This is a genomic window from Pseudomonas sp. ICBG1301, from assembly GCF_016918385.1.
GTDB lineage: Bacteria > Pseudomonadota > Gammaproteobacteria > Pseudomonadales > Pseudomonadaceae > Aquipseudomonas > Aquipseudomonas palleroniana.
This window is the reverse complement of sequence record NZ_JAEKGB010000007.1, coordinates 225,744-248,477: the sequence shown is the minus strand read 5'-3', so window position 1 is coordinate 248,477 and position 22,734 is coordinate 225,744. Positions and strand designations below refer to the sequence as shown.

17 protein-coding genes are annotated in these 22,734 nt (G+C 59.9%); 7 read left to right on the top strand and 10 right to left on the bottom strand.

Translation table 11 applies throughout. The annotated features are described in order from the left end of the window. Positions 1–154: 154 nt before the first annotated feature. Positions 155–1,447 carry an MFS transporter gene (gene tcuC, locus JBE38_RS18825; protein WP_205344855.1) on the top strand — a complete coding sequence of 431 codons (1,293 nt, stop codon included), beginning with the start codon at positions 155–157 and terminating at the stop codon, positions 1,445–1,447. 62 nt (positions 1,448–1,509) lie between these two features. On the opposite strand, the gene JBE38_RS18820 is transcribed toward tcuC, so the two are convergent. After that, a complete protein-coding gene (locus JBE38_RS18820) occupies positions 1,510–2,973 on the bottom strand; it encodes a glyceraldehyde-3-phosphate dehydrogenase (RefSeq protein WP_060753152.1) in 1,464 nt (487 codons plus the stop codon). A 340-nt stretch (positions 2,974–3,313) separates the two neighbouring features. Between JBE38_RS18820 and mfd the strand changes: the two genes are divergently transcribed. Genes mfd through JBE38_RS18805 form a run of 3 tightly spaced genes read left to right on the top strand, consistent with a single transcriptional unit; the run spans position 3,314 to position 10,044 of the window. Further along, a complete protein-coding gene (gene mfd / locus JBE38_RS18815) occupies positions 3,314–6,763 on the top strand; it encodes a transcription-repair coupling factor (protein ID WP_205344854.1) in 3,450 nt (1,149 codons plus the stop codon). A gap of 11 nt (positions 6,764–6,774) precedes the next feature. Further along, positions 6,775–7,344 carry a CsiV family protein gene (locus tag JBE38_RS18810; protein WP_090366155.1) on the top strand — a complete coding sequence of 190 codons (570 nt, stop codon included), beginning with the start codon at positions 6,775–6,777 and terminating at the stop codon, positions 7,342–7,344. Between the two features lie 9 nt (positions 7,345–7,353). Then, positions 7,354–10,044, top strand: a complete 2,691-nt coding sequence (locus JBE38_RS18805; protein ID WP_205344853.1) for a DEAD/DEAH box helicase — start codon at positions 7,354–7,356, stop codon at positions 10,042–10,044. Between the two features lie 111 nt (positions 10,045–10,155). Here JBE38_RS18805 and nagZ read toward each other — a convergent pair whose 3' ends face one another. Further along, entirely contained in the window at positions 10,156–11,166 is a 1,011-nt protein-coding gene (nagZ, locus tag JBE38_RS18800; RefSeq protein ID WP_205344852.1) for a beta-N-acetylhexosaminidase, read from the bottom strand. A 153-nt stretch (positions 11,167–11,319) separates the two neighbouring features. After that, positions 11,320–12,027 (bottom strand): TetR/AcrR family transcriptional regulator, encoded by a 708-nt coding sequence (locus JBE38_RS18795; RefSeq protein WP_053255043.1) that lies wholly within the window; start codon positions 12,025–12,027, stop codon positions 11,320–11,322. 262 nt (positions 12,028–12,289) lie between these two features. On the opposite strand from JBE38_RS18795, the gene lexA reads away from it, so the two are divergent. Together lexA and sulA are read left to right on the top strand one after the other, a co-directional pair. After that, the gene (lexA, locus tag JBE38_RS18790; protein WP_060753147.1) at positions 12,290–12,898 is read left to right on the top strand and encodes a transcriptional repressor LexA; all 609 of its coding nucleotides are present in this window, start codon (positions 12,290–12,292) and stop codon (positions 12,896–12,898) included. Between the two features lie 10 nt (positions 12,899–12,908). After that, complete coding sequence (gene sulA / locus JBE38_RS18785) at positions 12,909–13,382, top strand: SOS-induced cell division inhibitor SulA (protein WP_090366160.1); 474 nt, start codon at positions 12,909–12,911, stop codon at positions 13,380–13,382. A gap of 282 nt (positions 13,383–13,664) precedes the next feature. Here sulA and JBE38_RS18780 read toward each other — a convergent pair whose 3' ends face one another. The 7 genes from JBE38_RS18780 to JBE38_RS18750 all read right to left on the bottom strand — a co-directional run bounded on the left by JBE38_RS18780 (position 13,665) and on the right by JBE38_RS18750 (position 22,076). Further along, positions 13,665–13,898, bottom strand: a complete 234-nt coding sequence (locus JBE38_RS18780; RefSeq protein ID WP_017254451.1) for a hypothetical protein — start codon at positions 13,896–13,898, stop codon at positions 13,665–13,667. A 130-nt stretch (positions 13,899–14,028) separates the two neighbouring features. Next, positions 14,029–14,550 (bottom strand): DUF6586 family protein, encoded by a 522-nt coding sequence (locus tag JBE38_RS18775; RefSeq protein WP_060753145.1) that lies wholly within the window; start codon positions 14,548–14,550, stop codon positions 14,029–14,031. 181 nt (positions 14,551–14,731) lie between these two features. Next, positions 14,732–17,353: a type I DNA topoisomerase gene (gene topA / locus JBE38_RS18770; RefSeq protein ID WP_060753144.1), complete on the bottom strand. Its 2,622-nt coding sequence runs from the start codon at positions 17,351–17,353 to the stop codon at positions 14,732–14,734. A 114-nt stretch (positions 17,354–17,467) separates the two neighbouring features. Continuing rightward, entirely contained in the window at positions 17,468–17,704 is a 237-nt protein-coding gene (locus tag JBE38_RS18765) for a DUF1653 domain-containing protein (RefSeq protein ID WP_021490990.1), read from the bottom strand. A 97-nt stretch (positions 17,705–17,801) separates the two neighbouring features. Next, a complete protein-coding gene (gene fadA / locus JBE38_RS18760; RefSeq protein WP_016975260.1) occupies positions 17,802–18,977 on the bottom strand; it encodes an acetyl-CoA C-acyltransferase FadA in 1,176 nt (391 codons plus the stop codon). A 29-nt stretch (positions 18,978–19,006) separates the two neighbouring features. Beyond that, positions 19,007–21,154: a fatty acid oxidation complex subunit alpha FadB gene (gene fadB / locus JBE38_RS18755; RefSeq protein WP_060753143.1), complete on the bottom strand. Its 2,148-nt coding sequence runs from the start codon at positions 21,152–21,154 to the stop codon at positions 19,007–19,009. Positions 21,155–21,638: 484 nt separating this feature from the next. Then, the gene (locus JBE38_RS18750; RefSeq protein WP_090366162.1) at positions 21,639–22,076 is read right to left on the bottom strand and encodes a hypothetical protein; all 438 of its coding nucleotides are present in this window, start codon (positions 22,074–22,076) and stop codon (positions 21,639–21,641) included. A 105-nt stretch (positions 22,077–22,181) separates the two neighbouring features. Between JBE38_RS18750 and JBE38_RS18745 the strand changes: the two genes are divergently transcribed. Further along, positions 22,182–22,625 (top strand): universal stress protein, encoded by a 444-nt coding sequence (locus JBE38_RS18745; protein WP_090366163.1) that lies wholly within the window; start codon positions 22,182–22,184, stop codon positions 22,623–22,625. Positions 22,626–22,734: the final 109 nt, after the last annotated feature.

Sequence of the window (22,734 nt, the reverse complement as noted above, 5' to 3'; positions counted from 1 at the left end):
CAACCAGTCACTTGACTATCGGTTTTTATTGCCTGGCATGGCTAATACACATATGGTTACAAAACTGTTCAGTGAAGCCTCGCGTAGCGACTTTGCAGCAAGGATGACCAGCGACCAGGGATCACCAATAAGATAGCCAAAATGAGTGCATGACATGTCCACGTCAACGGGCAAAGGCAAAGCGATCTTTCGCGTTGTCAGCGGTAACTTCCTCGAAATGTTCGACTTCATGGTCTACGGCTTCTACGCCACGGCCATTGCCAAGACCTTCTTCCCCACCGACAGCGCCTTCGCGTCCCTGATGCTGTCCCTGGCGACGTTCGGTGCCGGCTTCCTCATGCGCCCGCTGGGTGCGATCTTCCTCGGCGCCTACATTGACCGTCACGGCCGTAAAAAAGGCCTGGTGATCACCCTGGCGCTGATGGCCGCCGGCACCATCCTGATTGCCTGCGTGCCGGGGTATGCCACCCTGGGTGTCGCGGCGCCACTGATCGTACTGCTAGGCCGCCTGCTGCAAGGCTTCTCCGCCGGCGTGGAGCTGGGCGGCGTTTCGGTGTACCTGGCGGAAATCGCCACACCCGGCCGCAAGGGCTTTTTCGTCAGTTGGCAGTCCGCCAGCCAACAGGCCGCTGTGGTATTCGCCGGCCTGCTCGGCGTGGGCCTGAACCACTGGCTCAGCCCCGAAGAAATGGGTGACTGGGGCTGGCGCGTGCCGTTCCTGATCGGTTGCCTGATCGTGCCGGTGATCTTTGTGATTCGCCGCTCCCTGGAGGAAACCCCTGAATTCCAGGCACGCAAACACCGCCCTACCCTGCAGGAAATCGTCCGCTCGATCGGCCAGAACTTCGGCATCGTCATCGCCGGCATGGCATTGGTGGTGATGACCACCGTGTCGTTCTACCTGATCACGGCCTACACGCCGACCTTCGGCAAGGCGGAGTTGCACTTGTCGGACTTCGATGCCCTGCTGGTGACCGTGTGCGTGGGGATTTCCAACTTCATCTGGCTGCCGGTAATGGGCGCTGTGTCCGACAAGATCGGGCGTAAACCCCTGCTGATGGGGGCGACGATTCTGGCGATCCTCACGGCGTATCCGGCCCTGTCGTGGCTGGTGGCCAACCCAAGCTTCAGCCATCTGCTGATCGTGCTGTTGTGGCTGTCGTTCCTGTACGGTTCGTACAACGGTGCGATGGTAGTGGCGCTCACCGAGATCATGCCGGTCGAGGTGCGTACCACCGGTTTCTCCCTGGCCTACAGCCTGGCGACCGCAACGTTCGGCGGGTTTACCCCTGCGGCCTGTACCTACCTGATCCACGTACTGGACAACAAGGCGGCACCCGGGATCTGGCTCAGTGGCGCGGCCGTGCTGGGGTTGATTGCGACCCTGGTCCTGTTCAAGGGCAACCGGCATGCGCTGCGCACTGCCGAGGCCGCCGTCGTTCGCTGAACACTGAACCGCAGACAAAAAAACGCCCCGACATGTCGGGGCGTTTTCATTACGGCTGATGCTTAGCGCGGGAACGCAGGCGGGTTGACCCCAGCCATGTCTTCCATCACGCGAACCACCTGGCAGCTGTAGCCGAACTCGTTGTCGTACCACACATACAGGACAACGCGGTTGTCCTGGGTGATGGTCGCCTCGGCATCCACCACACCGGCGTGGCGCGAGCCAACGAAGTCGGTGGATACCACTTCCTGCGAATTGACGAAGTCGATCTGCTTATGCAGATCGGAGTGCAGCGCCATATAGCGCAGGTACTCGTTCATTTCTTCACGGGTGGCGGCTTTCTCGAGGTTCAGGTTGAGAATGGCCATCGACACGTTTGGCGTTGGAACGCGGATCGCGTTACCGGTCAGCTTGCCGGCCAGCTCAGGCAATGCCTTGGCAGCAGCGGTGGCGGCACCGGTCTCGGTGATTACCATGTTCAACGCGGCGCTACGACCACGGCGATCGCCTTTGTGGAAGTTGTCGATCAGGTTCTGGTCGTTGGTGTACGAGTGAACGGTTTCGACGTGGCCATTGACGATGCCGAACTTGTCATTCACAGCCTTCAGCACCGGCACGATGGCGTTGGTGGTGCAGGAAGCGGCGGACACGATCTTGTCGTCAGCGGTGATTTCGCCGTGGTTGATGCCGTGAACGATGTTCTTCAGCTTGCCCTTGCCAGGCGCGGTCAACACAACGCGGTCGATACCCGGGCAGGCCAGGTGCTGGCCCAGGCCGTCGGCATCACGCCATACGCCGGTGTTGTCCACCAGCAGGGCGTCCTTGATACCGTACTGGGTGTAATCCACCTCGGACGGGTTCTTCGCGTAGATCACCTGGATCAGGTTACCGTTGGCGGTGATGGTGTTGTTTTCTTCGTCGATGACGATGGTGCCATTGAACGGGCCGTGTACCGAGTCGCGACGCAGCAGGCTTGCGCGCTTGGTCAGGTCGTTCTCTGCGCCTTTGCGCACAACGATGGCACGCAGGCGCAGGCCATCGCCACCACCGGTTTTCTCGATCAGGATACGCGCCAGCAGGCGGCCGATACGACCGAAGCCGTACAGGACAACGTCGGTGCCTTTACGGGCAGCGGCGTTTTGCTGGCCAATCACCTCGGCCATTTCTTCACGCACGAACTGCTCGGCGCTGCGGCCATTGCCTTCGTTGCGGAATTTATAGGCCAACTTGCCCAGGTCTACCGAGGCCGCGCCGAGCTTGAGCTCGCTCATGGCCTTGAGCAGCGGGAATGTTTCGTGGACGGAGAGTTCGCTGTCGTCGGCGGAGCGATGGCGTGCAAAGCGGTGGGCTTTGAGAATCGCAATGACAGACTGGTTGATCAGGCTGCGGCCATAGATCGAGCTCACCACATTGTTATTGCGGTACAGCTGGCCGATAAGCGGAATCATCGCTTCTGCGAGTGCTTCACGGTCGATCCATTCACCAAGACACTGGTCGGGCTTCTGAGTCACGGGAACCTTCCACATGTAGGGGCAGAAAAAAGGGGCTACATTATGACGCCCGACCGCCCTCGGAGCAATGCGCCAAAGCCAACAAAAAGTGCTTGCCAAAAACAGACACCCCGCTGCAGCCCAGTAAATACGCGGCTTCCAGAAGGCCGCCGGATAGGCGACCCAGGCGACTTGTCCGTAACCCTCCGAAAACCATGCACCGTTTGGCACTACATATTGAGTCAAAACGCAGCTTTGTTTGTCTTAGCCACTACATTTCCTACAAACCGCATTAGGCACAGTCAGCAACTGACAGGCGGCACCTTGGGCCGTTACAATTACCGACTTTGTCGCAACGCTTGGAGCTCAACCTTCCGTGCCCGTTCTGCGTCTACCGCTTCTCCCTGCCGCGGCAGGTAAACAGCACTGGGGCAACCTGCCCGGTGCCGCCCTGAGCCTGGCCATTGCCGAGGCTGCCAGCGCAGCCAAGCGCTTTACCCTGCTGCTCACCGCCGACAGCCAAAGTGCCGAACGGCTGGAGCAGGAGCTGAGCTTCTTCGCCCCCGATTTGCCGGTGCTGCATTTCCCCGACTGGGAAACCCTGCCCTACGACCTGTTCTCGCCGCACCAGGACATCATCTCCCAACGCATCGCCAGCCTGTATCGCTTGCCGGAGCTGGCCCACGGTGTGCTGGTGGTGCCGATCACCACGGCGCTGCACCGCCTGGCGCCGACCAAGTTCCTGCTCGGTAGCAGCCTGGTGCTGGATGTCGGCCAGAAACTCGACGTGGACCAGATGCGCACGCGCCTGGAAGCCAGCGGCTACCGCTGCGTCGACACGGTGTACGAACACGGCGAGTTCGCCGTGCGCGGGGCATTGATCGACCTGTTCCCCATGGGCAGCAAACTGCCGTATCGCATCGACCTGTTCGATGACGAAATCGAGACCCTGCGCACCTTCGACCCGGAAAACCAGCGCTCCATCGACAAGGTCGATTCGGTCAAGCTGCTGCCGGCACGGGAATTCCCCCTGCGAAAGGATGCGGTGACCCGCTTCAAGGCGCGCTTTCGCGAGCGCTTCGACGTGGACTTCCGCCGCTGCCCGATCTTTCAGGATTTGAGCAGTGGGATTACGCCGGCCGGGATCGAGTACTACCTGCCACTGTTCTTCGACGAAACCTCCACCCTGTTCGATTACCTGCCCCAGGACACCCAGGTGTTCTCGCTACCGGGTATCGAACAAGCGGCGGAGAACTTCTGGAACGATGTGCGTAACCGCTATGAAGAGCGTCGCGTCGATCCGTCGCGTCCTTTATTGCCGCCCGCCGAATTGTTCCTGCCGGTGGAAGACTGCTTCGCGCGCCTGAAAAGCTGGCCGCGCGTGGTTGCCAGCCAGCAAGACCTGGAAGCCGGCAGCGGCCGCGAGCGCTTCCCCGCGCAAACGCTGCCGGACCTGGCAATTGAAGCCAAGGCCAATCAGCCGTTGGAAGCGCTGTCGAATTTCCTCGGCGATTTCCCTGGCCGCGTGTTGTTTACCGCTGAATCCGCCGGCCGCCGCGAAGTGCTGCTGGAGCTGCTGGAACGCTTGAAGCTGCGCCCGAAAACCGTCGACAACTGGCCGGACTTCGTTGCGGGCAAAGATCGCCTGGCGATTACCATTGCGCCGTTGGACGAGGGCTTGTTGTTGAACGACCCGGCCCTGGCGCTGATCGCCGAGAGCCCGCTGTTCGGCCAACGCGTGATGCAGCGCCGCCGCCGAGAAAAACGTGCCGACGCCAACAACGATGCGGTCATAAAGAACCTCACCGAGCTGCGCGAAGGCGCACCGGTGGTGCATATCGACCATGGCGTAGGTCGCTATCTGGGCCTGCAGACGCTGGAGATTGATAACCAGGCCGCCGAATTCCTCACCATGGAATACGCCGAGGGCGCCAAGCTCTACGTGCCCGTGGCCAACCTGCACCTGATCGCCCGCTACACCGGCAGCGACGACGCCCTGGCGCCGCTGCACCGCCTGGGTTCCGAGACCTGGCAGAAAGCCAAGCGCAAAGCCGCCGAACAGGTGCGCGATGTGGCCGCCGAGCTGCTCGACATCTACGCCCGCCGCGCCGCCCGCGAAGGTTATGCGTTCGCCGATCCGAAGGCCGACTACGCCACCTTCAGCGCCGGCTTCGCCTTCGAAGAAACCCCGGACCAGCAAACCACCATCGAAGCCGTGCGCGCCGACATGCTCGCACCCAAGCCGATGGACCGCCTAGTGTGCGGCGACGTGGGTTTCGGCAAGACCGAAGTGGCCATGCGCGCAGCGTTCATTGCCGTACACGCGGGCAAGCAAGTGGCGATTCTGGTGCCGACCACCCTGCTCGCCCAACAGCACTACAACAGCTTTCGCGACCGCTTCGCCGACTGGCCGGTGACCGTGGAAGTGATGAGCCGCTTCAAGTCGGCCAAGGAAGTGAGTGCCGCCGTCGCCGATCTCGCTGAAGGCAAGATCGACATCGTGATCGGCACCCACAAGCTGCTGTCGGACGATGTGAAGATCAAGAACCTGGGCCTGGTGATCATCGACGAAGAACACCGCTTTGGGGTGCGCCAGAAGGAGCAGCTCAAGGCCCTGCGCAGCGAAGTCGACATCCTGACCCTTACCGCCACGCCGATCCCGCGCACGCTGAACATGGCGGTGTCGGGCATGCGCGACCTGTCGATCATCGCCACGCCGCCGGCGCGCCGCTTGTCGGTGCGCACCTTCGTCATGGAGCAGAACAAAAGCACGGTCAAGGAAGCGCTGCTGCGCGAATTGCTGCGCGGTGGGCAGGTTTATTACCTGCACAACGATGTGAAAACCATTGAGAAATGCGCTGCCGACCTCGCCGAGCTGGTGCCGGAAGCCCGTATTGCCATCGGCCACGGCCAGATGCGCGAACGTGAACTCGAACAGGTGATGAGCGACTTCTATCACAAGCGCTTCAACGTGCTGATCGCCTCGACCATTATCGAGACCGGCATCGACGTGCCGAGCGCCAACACCATCATCATCGAGCGCGCCGACAAGTTCGGCCTGGCCCAATTGCACCAGTTGCGTGGCCGCGTCGGGCGCAGCCACCACCAGGCCTACGCCTATCTGCTGACGCCTCCACGCCAGCAGATTACCGGGGATGCCGAAAAGCGCCTGGAAGCGATCGCCAACACCCAGGACCTGGGGGCCGGTTTTGTACTGGCCACCAACGACCTGGAAATCCGCGGTGCCGGCGAATTGCTGGGCGACGGCCAGAGCGGACAGATCCAGGCGGTGGGCTTCACCCTGTATATGGAAATGCTGGAACGCGCCGTGAAGGCCATTCGCAAGGGCGAGCAACCGAACCTCGACCAACCCTTGGGTGGCGGTCCGGAAATCAACCTGCGCTTGCCGGCGCTGATCCCCGAGGATTATCTGCCGGATGTGCATGCACGATTGATCCTGTACAAGCGCATTGCCTCGGCCACCGATGAAGAAGGTCTCAAGGACCTGCAGGTGGAAATGATCGACCGCTTCGGCCTGTTGCCTGAACCGACCAAGAACCTGGTGCGCCTGACCTTGCTCAAATTGCAGGCCGAGCAGTTGGGGATCAAGAAGGTCGACGCCGGGCCTCAAGGTGGGCGCATCGAATTTGCCGCGCAAACGCCGGTTGACCCCTTGGTGCTGATCAAGCTGATCCAGGGGCAGCCCAACCGTTACAAGTTCGAAGGGGCTACGCTGTTCAAATTCATGGTCCCGATGGAACGCGCCGAAGAACGCTTTAATACCCTGGAGGCGCTGTTTGAGCGCCTCATTCCGAAATCCGCTTGAAGGACGCCCTCATGCGCCTGCTCCGCACCCTAAGCCTGCTGTTGGTGGTACTCGCACCGGCGGCCTTTGCCGACAGCCCGTATCAGGTGGAAATGATCCTGGTACGCCAGAACGCGGAGCCGGTGATCAACAGCCGCGCCGCGCCGGAAAACTGGGATGCCGGTGCCGTTCACCTGGGCAACGATAAAATCAGCCCGCCGCGCCTGAACAACATCGTCGACAAACTCAATGCGGACAACAGCTACACCGTGCTGGCGCACAAAGCCTGGGAGCAGAACCTTGGCGATCAACCGGTGAAAGTCGCGATCACCGACGGCCAGGAACAATTCGGCCAGTTCCCTATCGAAGGCGTGCTGAACCTGCAATTGGGCCGTTTCACCGATATCGACGCCGACTTCTGGATCAACCAGTTCGACAGCAATGGCAGCGTGATCGCCAGCGAGCACCTGGCCCAGAAAGACGTGCGCACCAAGAACAACCAGCTCAACTACCTGGATGGCGGCCATCTGGCGCTGCTGATCAAGATCACTTCGCTGACCGCCAAGCCACCCAGCGCACCACCGCCCGACATTCAGGACTGATCCAGCGCCATGCCCCTGACGTCGTCATTGACCAAACCGCTGGCCCCCTCGTGGGCCAACCGCTTTAAAGAGCAGAGCTTGGAGCGCGGGCGGCGTTATGCACTGGAAAATCGCGTGCGCATCGTCGAGTCCGGCGACAGCACCATCATCGCCAGTTGTGAAGGCTCCGGCAGCAACGTTTACCGGCAGACCATCTCACTGCGCGAATCGGCCAAGGGCACACTGATTCTGGTGGACAGCCGCTGTACCTGCCCGGTGCACACCAACTGCAAACACATCGCGGCGGTATTGCTCAAGGTTCAGGAAACCCTGGCTTACCCGGCCGCCGCCCAGGACGCCGAGCTGCTGGAAAAGCTCCAGGCCGTACTGGATAACCGCGTGGTGTTGCCGCAAGTGGTGATGGAAGATGTGCCGCCCGTGCCGCGCTTATGGCTGGCCAGTGCCGAATTCAGTGCGTTCGAGCCGCGCAACGGCAAGATGCAGCGCTATATCCAGCACCGTGCGGCGTTGTCGTTCAATTATTTGGGCAACTATGTCAGCGGGCAGAAAAACGCCGACATCATCGTGCGCCAGGAAACCCAGAGCCTGCGTATCAAGCGGCATCCCGAGCTGGAACAGCGCTATCGCGAGCAACTGCGCCTGCTGGGCTTCAAGATCGCTACGCGGCAGAGCAAAGCCCTGCCGGAAAGCGCCGGCGAACTGTTCGAAATGGTCAATGACAGCGCCTGGCTGAACTTCACCCTCAATGCATCGCCCACCTTGCGCAGCGAAGGCTGGGAGCTGCAGATCGATGAAGATTTCGGCTTCGACCTGAGCGCCGTCGATGATTGGTACGCCACGGTCGATGAAGGGCCGGAGCGCGACTGGTTCGACCTGGAGTTGGGGATTATCGTCAACGGTGAGCGCCTGAGCCTGCTGCCGATCCTGTTGAACCTGATGCGCTCCCACACCGAAATTCTCAACCCGGAAAAACTCGCACGGCGCCGCGATGACGAGCTGATCCTGGTGAATATCCCGGGGCTGCCCAATGGTCATGGGCCGCTGCAAGTAGCGCTGCCCTATGGCCGGTTGAAACCGGTATTGGCCACCCTTGGCGAGTTTTATCTGCAAGATCCCGGCACCACCACACTGCGCCTGGCAAAGGCCGACGCGATTCGCCTGAACCCACTCGAAGACCTGCCACTGCAATGGGAAGGTGGCGAGAAAATCCGCAACTTTGCCCAACGCCTGCGCGACATCAAGGATTTCACCTGCATAGCGCCCGAAGGGCTGAACGCAACCTTGCGCCCGTATCAGCTGGAAGGCTTGAGCTGGATGCAGTCGCTGCGCCAACTGGACGTCGGTGGGATTCTTGCGGATGACATGGGCCTGGGTAAAACCTTGCAAACCCTGGCGCATATTCTCAGTGAAAAAACCGCCGGGCGCCTGGACCGGCCGTGCATGGTGGTGATGCCCACCAGCCTGATTCCCAACTGGCTGGATGAGGCGGCGCACTTCGCACCGCAGCTCAGGGTATTGGCGCTGTACGGTGCGGGACGCAAGAAACATTTCCCGAACCTGCAGGACTATGACCTGCTGCTGACCACGTATGCGTTGTTGCCCAAGGACATCGAACGGCTCGCCGCCCTGCCCTTGCATGTGCTGATCCTGGACGAAGCTCAATACATCAAGAACCCCAACAGCAAGGCGGCCCAGGCGGCGCGCGAACTGAATGCACGGCAGCGCCTGTGCCTGAGTGGTACGCCACTGGAAAACCACCTGGGCGAGCTGTGGTCGTTGTTCCACTTTCTGCTGCCGGGCTGGCTGGGCGATGTCAAAAGCTTCAACCGCGATTACCGCGTGCCCATCGAAAAGCGCGCCAGTGATGTGCGATTGCAGCATCTCAATGGTCGGATCAAACCGTTCCTGCTGCGCCGCACCAAGGAGCAGGTGGCAACTGAGTTGCCACCCAAGACCGAGATCATCCACTGGGTCGATCTCAATGAGGCCCAGCGCGATGTGTACGAGACCATGCGCCTGGCCATGGACAAGAAGGTGCGCGACGAGATCACCCGCAAGGGGGTGGCCCGCAGCCAGATCATCATTCTTGAAGCACTGCTCAAGCTGCGCCAGGTGTGCTGCGACCTGCGCCTGGTCAACGACGCGACCTTGCCCGTACGGGGCAGCAGCTCCGGCAAGCTCGACAGCCTGATGGAGATGCTCGAGGAACTGTTTGAAGAGGGGCGGCGAATCCTGCTGTTTTCCCAATTCACCTCGATGCTCAGCCTGATCGAGACCGAGCTGAAAAACCGTGGCATCGCCTACGCCCTGTTGACCGGCCAGACCCGGGATCGGCGTACACCGGTGAAGGATTTCCAGAGCGGCAAACTGCAGATTTTTCTGATCAGCCTGAAGGCGGGTGGCGTAGGCTTGAACCTGACCGAAGCCGACACCGTGATCCATTACGACCCATGGTGGAACCCGGCCACGGAAAACCAGGCCACCGACCGCGCCTATCGCATCGGGCAAGAGAAGCCAGTGTTCGTGTACAAGATGATTGCCCGAGGCACGGTGGAGGAGAAAATCCAGCACCTGCAGAAGGAGAAGTCCGACTTGGCGGCAGGCGTGCTGGATGGTCGCACGACCGGGGACTGGCAATTGGGCAACGAGGATATCGAGGCGTTGTTTGCACCGTTGCCCAACAAACAGGAAAAGCGCTGACGGTCAGACCGTCATCGGGAGCAAGCCCCCTCCCACACTGATCGCGTTTCTTCAGATGAAACGCGGTCAAGTGTGGGAGGGGGCTTGCTCCCGATGGCCGCGACGCAGTGTTCAGTCGATCAACTGAGCCTCGCGCAACGCAGTGAGTGCCACCAACCAACGCGGGTCCTGCTTGTAGTCCGTCGATGCAATCGCCTGGCCACGCATGCGTGCAATGCGGGCCGATGGCTTGACCCTCATACGCTGTGCCGCGCTGAGTGCAAGCTCGGCGGCGGCACGATCGTTACACACCAACCCCATGTCGCAACCCGCTGTCAGCGCCGCTTCAATACGGCTCGCAGCGTCGCCCACCACGTGCGCCCCAGCCATGGACAGGTCATCGCTGAAGATGACCCCGTCGAACTGCAATTCGCCGCGCAGGATGTCCTGCAACCAGCGTCGCGAGAAACCGGCGGGCTGGGAATCCACTTGCGGATAAATCACGTGCGCAGGCATCACTGCCGCCAACTGCTTGCTCAGGCGTGCGAAAGGCACCAGGTCATTGTTGCGAATCTGTTCCAGGCTGCGTTCGTCATTGGGAATAGCAACGTGGGAATCAGCCTCAGCCCAACCGTGCCCCGGGAAGTGTTTACCGGTAGCGGCCATGCCGGCGCTGTTCATGCCCCGGATAAAAGCCCCGGCGAGCACAGCGGCGCGTTCGGGGTCAGCCTCGAAGGAGCGCGTGCCGACCACGGCGCTGCGCTGGTAATCCAGATCCAGTACCGGGGCAAAGCTCAGGTCAAGGCCCACAGCCAGCACCTCAGTTGCCATGATCCAGCCACACTGCTCGGCCAGGTATTCGGCATTGGGGTTATCCGCCAAGGCGCGCATCGCCGGCAAACGCACGAAGCCTTGGCGCAGGCGCTGCACGCGACCGCCCTCCTGGTCGACCGCCAGCAGCAAATCCGGGCGCACCGCACGGATGGCCGCGCTCAGCTCGCGGACCTGGCGCGGATGCTCGATATTGCGTGCAAAAATGATCAGCCCACCCACTTCCGGCTGACGCAACAGGTGACGATCCTCGGCCGTCAGCCAGGTACCGGCAACGTCGACCATCAAAGAACCTTGCAGGGCAGCAGTCATAAACCTTCCTTAAATAACGCACACAACCCGTTGCCCTCACGCAGCCCCCTTCATACTGGGCGCTGAGTGAAAGCAACGGGTTGCGAGTCAATAGCTGAAATCGGCATGGTGGCTAGCTTAGCGGATGCCAGCAGCCACGCACACCCGGCACGGTCATGCTTTGGCGACGGCCGGTGTCGATTTGCTGCGAGGACGCAATTGGGCGGCAGCCATGGCTTGATCGGTCACACCGGTTTCAGCACGCATGCCGGCGGCGAGAAATGGCACCATCAGGCGCATCACCTGCTCGATGGATGTGTTGACGCCGAAATCGGTCTCGGCAATGGCGCGCAATGCCTTGATCCCGGACATGCTGAACGCGGCGGCACCGAGCATGAAGTGCACACGCCAGAACAATTCGATCGGCGGAATACGTGGGGCGGCTTCATTGACCAACAACATGTAACGGCGAAATACCTTGCCGTACATATCTTCAAGATAACGCCGCAGGTGGCCCTGACTCTGGCTGAACGCCAGGCCTAACAGGCGCATGAAGATCGACAGGTCGTTGCCGCTGCGCGGTTGCACCACCAGCGCCTGTTCAACCAGGATTTCCAGCAGGTCTTCCAGGCTTGGCTTGTTTTCCGGCTTGGTCTGGCGACGCTCCAGTTCACGGTCGAGGCTGGCGCAGAACGGCCCCAGGAAGCGCGAGAATACCGCCTGGATCAGGGCTTTTTTCGAGCCGAAATGGTAATTCACTGCCGCGAGGTTGACCCCAGCCTTGCTGGTGATCAGACGCAATGAGGTTTCAGCAAATCCTTTTTCCGCGAACAACTGCTCGGCAGCATCGAGAATGCGTTCAACGGTTTCCGACTGGGCCATGGCTACTCCGCCTGACAAACACTTGTTTGAAACATACGTTTCAGAGTATGTCTTGTCAAGCCTGCGGTCCATTTTCCGGCCGGGCAGTCACCTGTTTCAGCGCTATTTAATCACATCCTGGCGGCTCTATAGGCAGCGCTGTCTGTGCCCTGCAGGCGCACCGACAAATGACCGTCCAGCGGAGCGCTCGAAAAGGATGATTGCCAAGCGCAGTCCACTGTATATAATCCCAGTCACTGTATAAAAAGACAGAGCGATCAACATGCTAAAACTGACGCCACGCCAAGCTGAGATTCTGGCTTTTATCAAGCGCTGCCTCGATGACAACGGCTACCCGCCGACCCGAGCGGAAATTGCGCTGGAACTGGGATTCAAGTCTCCCAATGCCGCCGAAGAACATCTCAAGGCCCTCGCTCGCAAAGGCGCGATCGAGATGACCCCAGGCGCTTCACGCGGTATCCGCATCCCTGGCTTCGAAGCCAAGGCCGATGAGTCGACGCTACCCATTATCGGCCGCGTCGCTGCTGGCGCGCCGATCCTGGCGCAGCAGCACGTCGAGGAGTCCTGCAACATCAACCCGACCTTCTTCCATCCGCGCGCCGACTACCTGTTACGGGTCCAAGGCATGAGCATGAAGGATGTGGGTATTTTCGACGGAGACCTGCTGGCCGTCCACACCACCCGCGAAGCCCGTAATGGCCAGATCGTCGTCGCCCGTATTGGCGATGAAGTGACCGTCAAACGCTTCAAGCGCGAAGGCAGCAAGGTCTGGCTTATAGCCGAAAACCCTGAGTTCGCCCCGATCGAAGTCAACCTGAAAGATCAGGACCTGGTGATCGAAGGCCTGAGCGTCGGCGTCATTCGCCGCTAAAGGAGGCACCATGCAGCTCGTGCACACCCCACAGCACACTCAACTGTCGCTGTTCGAGGCCTTCATGGCCCAACCTCTTGTGCCAATCCTCAAGGAAGCGGTCGAAGCGCCTTGGAGCGCCGAACCTGAGGCGTTCAGCGAGCTGTCGTTGCGCGGTGCTGCCGAGAGCTGCCTGAACCTGCTGGCGCCGATCCTTCGCGAATTAAGCGAGGAGAAAGACGCGCGCTGGCTGACGCTGATCGCCCCGCCCGCCAGCCTGACCCAGGCCTGGCTGCGGGACGCCGGCCTCAACCGCGAACGCATCCTGCTGTTGCAACCGCGCGGTACGCAAAGTGCGCAACAATTGACCTGTGAAGCTTTGCGACTGGGCCGTAGCCATACAGTCGTCAGCTGGTTGAACCCGCTGAACGCTAGCGCAAAGCAACAGTTGATCAATGCCGCACGTGAAGGCGACGCGCAAAGCTTGAATATTCGATTAGGGTAAAAGCGGGATGCTGCATTCAATGCGGGGGGGGGGGGGACTTTCAATGCCGGGGGCTGTAGTGAGCGGGCTTGCCCCGCGCTGGGCTGCGAAGCGGCCCCAAATTGAACAACGCGATACATCAGAAACCAAGCGATCTTAAATTGACCAACGCACTACATCAGTAACTAAGCGACACCTGGTTTTGGGGCTGCTTCGCAGCCCAGCGCGGGGCAAGCCCGCTCACTACAAAAACCGCGTCCACAGGAAGGGATCAGTTAAAACCGCACAGTCCAAAAGCAGGAATCAGTGAAGCACGCGTGGCCCATCTTCCTTCTCTGGCTCGCCTTCCGCCAGACGACCAGCCATCTGTACGCCCACGCTCAACATAGCTTTAGCCACTTCCACGTGCTGGCCTTGCAGGAACGCTTTTGCGTCCTCGGAAAAATCCAGAATAACCAGAGAACCCTCGTCCTCAGCGCGGCGCAGCTCGATTCGACCGTCAGGCAACTCGACAATTTCCAGAAAGGACGTTGGCATAAAAATGTGTTCTCCACGAAAGGCGGGGATTATATCAGTCATCCACCCAGCCCCGCAGAGGTTCTGAAGAGGTTTCTTTACAGCTTGATGAACGGTGCTTTGTGCTGTGCGCCCGAACAATAGGGGTGCCTCAGCACTCGTTCAACCCTTCCCGAAACCGCAAGGCCATCTTTTTCAGCTCCTGGCGCCAGCTTTCCAGCTCTTCGCGGCTCAATGGCTTAGGTTCATCATCTTCCAGGGCAACCGCCACAATCAGCGGCTGGGTCACATCGCCCTTGGGCACGTGGCGAACCCGTGGCGGCTGGAACATATCAGCATGAGCCTTGAGCAGGCGGGCGACCCAACTGTCAGGGTTTTGAGCCATTTCTACCAATTCCGCCAGTTCCGGGATGGCCATGGCTTCCAGTACTTGCGGGCTCATGATCATCTCTGCACGAGGTGAGCCGGCCTGGGGCAGGCGATAGAACCCGGCAATTTCATGGCACAGCCCCAGCAAGGCGCCGTACAGATGAAACAGTGCGGCCTCACGCCCCGCCTGGACCAGCGCGATGGCGTTCATCTCTTTCCCTTCCTCGGCGCGGCCAAGGGCATCCAGGGACAAACCCGCGAAGTAAATTTTCTGGTTGGTACGGGTATAGAGTTCGTTGGCCATAAAGGCAGTCTCCACAACGAATAGAACGTGATGCCGGCTACGTTTGGAGCGGGCTTGCTCGCAAAAACCTGAGGAAGCCATTATGTACCTGGCTTCCCGCGTTATCGTTAACGATTTTCGCGAGCTCAACACAAAAAAGGCCGCCCATGCAGGCGGCCTTTGTCTTTCACGGATCAGTGGATCAAGCGCCCTGACGCTTGTCCTCCACCTTCCACTTGCCGCCGTCGTAGAACGCTTTCCAGCCGGTAGGCTTGCCGTCCACCTCGGTCTGCACGTACTGCTCCTTGGTCTTGCGGCTGTAGCGGATCACGGCCGGGCGACCGTCCGGATCTTTCTTCGGTGCTTCACACAGGAAGTGGTACTTCGGATCGATTTCATCCTTGTGCGGCACGATCTCCAGCACCAGCGGCGCACGGGTCTCGCGGTTTTTCGGGAACTGGCTGGCCGCCAGGAACAGGCCCGAAGCCCCGTCACGCAGGATGTAGGTGTCGTTGACCTTCTCGCACTTAAGCTCAGGCATCTTCACCGGGTCCATCTTCGGCGGCGCCGCATCGCCGCTCTTCAGCAGCTTGCGGGTGTTCTTGCAGGTCGGGTTGGTGCAACCGAAGAACTTGCCGAAACGGCCAGTCTTGAGCTGCATCTCACTGCCGCACTTATCACATTCCAGGCTCGGGCCTTCGTAGCCCTTGATGCGGTAGGTGCCTTCTTCAATCTCGTAGCCATTGCAATCGGGGTTGTTACCGCAGATGTGCAGCTTGTGCTTCTCATCCAGCAGGTAAGCGTCCATCGCCGTGCTGCAGATCGGGCAGCGGTGCTTGCCACGCAGGACCAGCGACTCGGATTCGCCCTCATCATCGGCGGCAATTTCATCGCCCGGCACCAGGTTGACCGTCGCCTTGCAGCGTTCTTTTGGCGGGAGACTGTAGCCCGAGCAACCGAGGAATACGCCGGTAGAGGCCGTACGAATCTGCATCGGCCGCCCGCAGGTCTGGCACGGGATGTCGGTCATCACCGGCTGGTTGGCACGCATGCCGCTCTCAGGGCTTTCGGCCACTTCGAGTTTTTTCTTGAAGTCGCCGTAGAACTCGTCAAGAACGTTTTTCCAGTCGCGCTCGCCCTGGGCCACGTCATCGAGGTTCTCCTCCATGCCGGCAGTGAAGCCGTAGTCCATCAGGTTGGAGAAGCTCTCGGACAACCGTTCGGTGACGATGTCGCCCATTTTTTCCGAATAGAAGCGACGGTTATGCAGCGCCACATAGCCGCGGTCCTGGATGGTGGAGATGATCGCGGCGTAGGTCGAAGGACGACCGATACCCCGTTTTTCCATCTCTTTTACCAGGCTGGCTTCCGAATAACGCGCCGGCGGCTTGGTGAAGTGCTGGGACGGGTCGAGCTTGATCAGCTTCAGGCTGTCGCCTTGGGCCATATCCGGCAGCACATCGTCGTCGCCAGGCTTGGCAATCTGCGGCATGACACGGGTGTAGCCGTCGAACTTGAGGATACGGCCCTTGGCACGCAGCTCGAAGTCGGAAGCCGCCACGGTGACCGTGGTGGACAGGTATTGCGCCGGCAGCATCTGGCAGGCCAGGAACTGGCGCCAGATCAGCTCATAGAGGCGCTCAGCATCGCGCTCCATGCCGCTCAGCTTGGCGGGCGTGGTATTGGCGTCGGACGGACGAATCGCTTCGTGAGCCTCCTGGGCGCCTTCCTTGCTGCTGTAGACGTTCGGCTTCTCCGGCAGGTACTTGTTGCCGAACTCGCTTTCAATATAGGTACGCGCCATTGCCACCGCGTCCACCGACAGGTTGGTGGAGTCGGTACGCATATACGTGATGTAGCCGGCCTCATACAGACGCTGGGCCATCATCATGGTTTTCTTCACACCGAAGCCCAGGCGGTTGCTCGCGGCCTGCTGCAGGGTGGAGGTGATGAACGGAGCCGACGGCTTGCTGCTGGTCGGTTTGTCTTCACGCTTGACGATGCTGTAGCTGGAAGCCTTGAGCTTTTCCAACGCGGCCATGGCCTGGGCTTCGTTCAGCGGCTTGAACGCCTCGCCTTTCTCGCGGGCCACTTCAAAGCGTACGCTGGCGCCTTTGGCGGTGCCCAGGTCGGCGTGGACTTCCCAGTACTCTTCGGGGTTGAACGCACGGATCTCGCGCTCACGCTCCACGACCAGTTTCACCGCGACCGACTGCACACGACCAGCGGACAGGCCACGGGCGATCTTCGCCCACAGCAGTGGCGAGACCATGTAACCCACCACGCGGTCAAGGAAACGCCGCGCCTGCTGCGCATTGACCCGGTCGATGTCCAGCTCGCCCGGCTGGGAGAAGGCTTCCTGGATGGCTTTCTTGGTGATTTCGTTGAACACCACACGCTTGTAGCGGCTGTCATCGCCGCCGATGGCTTCCCGCAGGTGCCAGGCAATGGCTTCCCCTTCGCGGTCCAAGTCCGTTGCGAGATAGATGGTGTCGGCATCCTTGGCGAGCCGGCGCAGCTCTTCGATGACCTTTTCCTTGCCCGGAAGGATTTCGTACTTGGCCTTCCAGCCATGATCCGGGTCCACACCCATGCGCGAGACCAGTTGCTTGCGCGCTTTCTCTTTAGGGGTGAGCACCGGACCTTCGCCCGCAGCCGCCTTGCCGCGCTTGGCGGCAGGCTCCTTGCTGGCGCTAGCCGAACCGCTGGTGGGCAGGTCTCGGATATGGCCGATACTCGACTTCACCACGTACTCGTTGCCCAAGTACTTGTTGATGGTCTTGGCCTTAGCCGGGGATTCCACAATGACCAGCGATTTGCCCATGGATCGGAAAATTCCTGAATTCGAGAAGTGAAAGGCAGTTGGCGCCTGTCGCGGCAACGCTATATATAGTGGCAACAAGGTGAGGTCAAGCGCAGCATTCTGCGCGGCCTGCCGTTATTGCCCTGAAAAAAGACTGGGTTCGGCCTGGACCAAAGCAAAGCGCGGGACCTGCTCGCCGTCAACCTCAACGGTCTCCAGGAACATGCTCAACGGGCGCACCCAAAAGCCGTAATCGCCATACAGTGCTTGGTAGAACACCACTTCCTCTTCGGTCTCGGAGTGCCGCGCCACATTAAAAACGCGGTACTGCGGACCTTTATAATGCTGGTAGAGCCCCGGTTCGACTTTCATGCTCTGGCCCTCTTATAAAAATTTGTTAAAAAAAAATACAAAACCGCCAAAAAACAAAAACCGGGGCACTGGGCCCCGGCTTGCGTCAACTCAACGCTTAGACGCGTTCGAAGACGGTGGAAATGCCTTGGCCGAGACCAATGCACATGGTTGCAACCCCAAGGTTACCGCCATTTTGCTTCATCACGTTAAGCAGAGTGCCGGAGATACGTGCACCGGAGCAACCGAATGGGTGGCCCAGGGCAATTGCACCGCCGTGCAGGTTAACCTTCTCATTCATCTTGTCGAGCACTTTCAAATCTTTCAGCACCGGCAGGGCCTGTGCGGCGAAAGCTTCGTTGAGCTCGAAGAAGTCGATGTCGTTGATGGTCAGGCCCGCGCGCTTCAAGGCTTTTTGTGTGGCCGGTACTGGACCATAGCCCATGATTGCCGGGTCCACACCTGCTACCGCCATCGAACGGATCACCGCCAGCGGCTGGATACCCAGGTCCTGGGCACGTTGCGCCGACATCACGATCATGCACGAAGCACCGTCGGTAATCTGCGAAGAAGTACCCGCTGTCACGGTGCCGCCCTTTGGATTGAAGGCTGGCTTCAGGGCCGCCAGGCTTTCCAGGGTGGTATCCGGACGAATGGTTTCGTCGTAGTCGAACAGTTTCAGGAAACCGTTCTCGTCATAGCCGTTCATCGGGATGATTTCATCCTTGAACTTGCCTTCCACGGTCGCCTTGTGGGCCAACTGGTGGGAACGCAGGCCGAACGCGTCCTGGGCTTCACGGGTGATGCCGTGCATTTTGCCGAGCATTTCCGCAGTCAGGCCCATCATGCCCGAGGCTTTTGCCGCGTACAGCGACATGTGCGGGTTAGGATCGACACCGTGCATCATGCTGACGTGGCCCATGTGCTCCACGCCACCGACCACGAACACATCACCGTTGCCGGTCATGATCGCCTGGGCGGCAGTGTGCAGCGCGCTCATCGACGAACCGCACAGGCGGCTGACGGTCTGGCCGGCAGCCGTGTGCGGGATCTGGGTCATCAGCGACGCCATGCGTGCGATGTTCCAGCCCTGCTCCAGGGTCTGGTTGACGCAGCCCCAGATCACGTCCTCGACTTCGTTCGGGTCGACCTTGACGTTGCGTTCCAGCAGCTTGCTGATCAGGTGCGCCGACATGTCCTCGGCGCGGGTGTTGCGGTGCATGCCGCCCTTGGAGCGGCCCATCGGAGTACGACCGAAGTCGACGATCACGACGTCTCTTGGATTCAAGCTCATAAATATTCTCGCTCTAGTCGTCTGGGCACTTAACCGAAGAAGCGCTGGCCGTTCTTGGCCATTTCACGCAGCTTCGCGGTCGGGTGGTACAGCGGGCCCAGATCAGCGTATTGATCAGCCAGGGCAACGAACTCGGCCACACCGATCGAGTCGATGTAACGCAGCGCACCACCACGGAATGGAGGGAAACCAATACCGTACACCAGGCCCATATCGGCTTCGGCGGCGGTTTCAACGATGCCATCTTCCAGGCAACGCACGGTTTCCAGGCACAGGGCGATCATCATCCAGTTGATGATGTCCTCGTCCGACACCTCACGCTGTTCGTAGATGACCGGAGCCAGCACTTCGTGCACCGACGGGTCGGCCACTTTCTTCTGCTTGCCCTTCTTGTCGGCCTCGTAGGCATAGAAGCCCTTGCCGTTCTTCTGGCCCAGGCGCTTGGCCTCGTACAGCGCGTCGATCGCCGAGCGGCGGTCGTCCTTCATGCGGTCCGGGAAGCCCTCAGCCATCACATCGCGACCGTGGTGGCCGGTGTCGATGCCGACCACGTCCATCAGGTACGCCGGGCCCATCGGCCAGCCGAATTTTTCCATGACCTTGTCGATGCGCACGAAGTCCACGCCGGCGCTGACCAACTTGGCGAAACCACCGAAGTACGGGAACAGCACGCGGTTGACCAGGAAGCCCGGGCAGTCGTTGACCACGATCGGGTTCTTGCCCATTTTCTTGGCGTAGGCAACGGTGGTGGCAATGGCCAGCTCGCTGGACTTCTCGCCACGGATCACTTCCACCAGCGGCATCATGTGCACCGGGTTGAAGAAGTGCATGCCGACAAAGTTTTCCGGACGCTTGAGGGCCTTGGCCAGCAGCGAGATGGAAATGGTCGACGTGTTCGAGGCCAGGATCGTGTCGTCCTTGACCTGGGCTTCCACTTCAGCCAGCACGGCTTGCTTGACCTTCGGGTTCTCGACAACGGCTTCGACTACCAGGTCGACGTGGCCGAAATCACCGTAGGACAGCGTAGGACGAATGCCGTTAAGCACTTCAGCCATCTTCGCGGCGGTCATACGGCCTTTGTCCACACGGCCTACCAGCAGCTTGGCGGCTTCCGCCAGGCCTTGCTCGATACCGTGCTCGTTGATGTCCTTCATCAGGATCGGCGTGCCTTTGGACGCCGACTGATAGGCGATACCGCCACCCATGATACCGGCGCCGAGTACGGCGGCCTGTTTCACGTCCTTGGCGATCTCGTCGTAGGCCTTGGCCTTTTTCTTCAGTTCCTGGTCGTTCAGGAACAAGCCGATCAGGCTCTGGGCCGCCGAGGTTTTCGCCAGTTTGACGAAGCCCGCCGCTTCCACTTCCAGGGCTTTGTCGCGACCGAAGTTCGCGGCTTTCTGGATCGTCTTGATCGCTTCAACCGGCGCCGGGTAGTTCGGGCCGGCCTGGCCAGCCACGAAACCTTTGGCGGTTTCGAACGACATCATCTGTTCGATGGCGTTGAGCTTGAGCTTTTCCAGCTTCGGCTGACGCTTGGCCTTGTAGTCAAATTCGCCGCTGATGGCGCCCTTGATCAGGTTCAGCGCGGCTTCCGCCAGCTTGCCCGGCGCAACCACGGCGTCGACGGCACCGACTTTCAGTGCGTCTTCAGCTTTGTTTTCCTTGCCCGCGGCGATCCACTCGATGGCGTTGTCGGCACCGATCAGGCGCGGCAGACGCACGGTGCCGCCGAAACCTGGGTAAATGCCCAGTTTGACTTCCGGCAGGCCGATCTTGGCGGTGGCCGACATGACGCGGAAGTCTGCCGCCAGGCACATTTCCAGGCCGCCGCCCAACGCGATGCCATTGATCGCGGCAACGGTAGGCACGTTGAGGTCTTCGAAATCGCTGAAAATCTTGTTGGCTTCGAGGTTGCCAGCCACCAGCTCGGCATCGGGCAGCTTGAAGTTGTCGACGAATTCGGTGATGTCAGCGCCGACGATGAACACGTCCTTGCCGCTGGAAACGATCACGCCCTTGACCGAAGCATCTGCTTTGATGGCGTCTACGGCCTGACGCAGTTCGTTCAGGGTTAGACGGTTGAACTTGTTGACGGACTCACCCTTGAGGTCGAATTTCAGTTCGACGATGCCACTTTCAAGAGCCTTAACCGTGATGGCTTTACCTTCGTAAATCATCAACTGATCTCCACGATATGGAAGCTGAACAGTACACATTGAACGCTGGCCTCTGGTTGGGCATTGATAGTTGCGTCAATGCTCACGCCAATCCGCCAGGCACACCCGCCAATGCGATAGTCGGGGTTCTGTATGAGCGGTCTGACAGACAAACGCTCAATTCATACGCCCGTTTGATTTGGGTACGTCACCTTCATTCAATTCCGAGCAATTGTCAATCGCTCCGAAAGGCTAGTAAAAACGCGACTTTCCAGTCATTTCAGAACCTTTAGCCTAGGTGCGCCTCGCATCAATATTCAAACATTCACGAAATCAATAAGAGAAAAGTTCTGGGAAAAGGCTGTACAGAACGGGATATGCCGCTAGGCTAGCGACAACCTTAATGCGCTGGAGAGAACATCCGTCGCGAGAGATACACAAAATTACCGGCCTGCCTGGCCAACTCCAGCCCGATGAACATGTCGGGCTTTTTATTGCCTATTTTTCAGGCCAACGCCTTGAGCAGCGCATCAATGTCCTTCAGGACAGCGGCTTCACCCTTCTCCCCCCAATACAGGGCGATCATTTGCCTGTCGGCCTCGACTTTGTAGACATTGGCGGGCAGCGTCGCAAAATGCGGCAACAACTTTTCATCGACGCAGGGTTCACGCCATTGGTTGACCCACATTCCGGGCTCCAGTTGCCAGTAACTCCAGATGGCCGGCGTGCTGCCGCGTCGTGGCCGACAGTACTGTGCACAGGGGCTCGGCGGCTCCAGCTTGAGCCAGTGCGGCCACTCCTGGGGCGCCAATTGCATGGTCAGGCCAATGCGGCGTGCCTCCATGCGCAGGGCCATGCGCCCACTCTGATGGCGCGACGGACGCAGCCATGCCAGAGGGCTCAGAACCACCACAAGGATTGACACCACTATCCAGACCGTCATATGTGTACTCCCGAATTTCCAGTTGAGCGGATTTGATCTGACGCAACCCGATCCGCTTGAAAGCAGCCATACTGAATATATTGCAGTCCCCTGGAGGAACGCCCCATGTCATACGAACATATTCTGGTCGCCGTCGACCTGACCGAAGAGTGCGATCCAGTGATCAAGCGCGCCCGTGCCTTTGCGGTCGCAAGCGGCGCGAAGCTGTCGCTGGTACACATCGTCGAGCCCATGGCCATGGCCTTCGGCGGCGACGTGCCCATGGATCTCTCCCAGTTGCAGCAACAACAATTCGACCAGGCCAAAGAACGCCTCGACCGGCTCATCCTCAAATATCCCGAAGTGACCAAGGAACACTCCCACCTCACTTACGGCCAGCCACGTCAGGAGATTCACCACCTGGCCAAGGAACAGCACTGCGACCTGATCGTGGTCGGCAGCCATGGCCGCCATGGCCTGGCGTTGCTGCTGGGCTCTACCGCCAATGACGTGCTGCACGGCGCGCCGTGTGATGTGCTGGCCGTCAAACTGGTGAAAAACCCTTCTTAAATCAATGAGGGTCAAATGTGGGAAGGGGCTTGCCCCCGATGGCGGAGTGTCAGTCACCAGATGTATCGACTGACAGACTGCTATCGGGGGCAAGCCCCCTCCCACATTT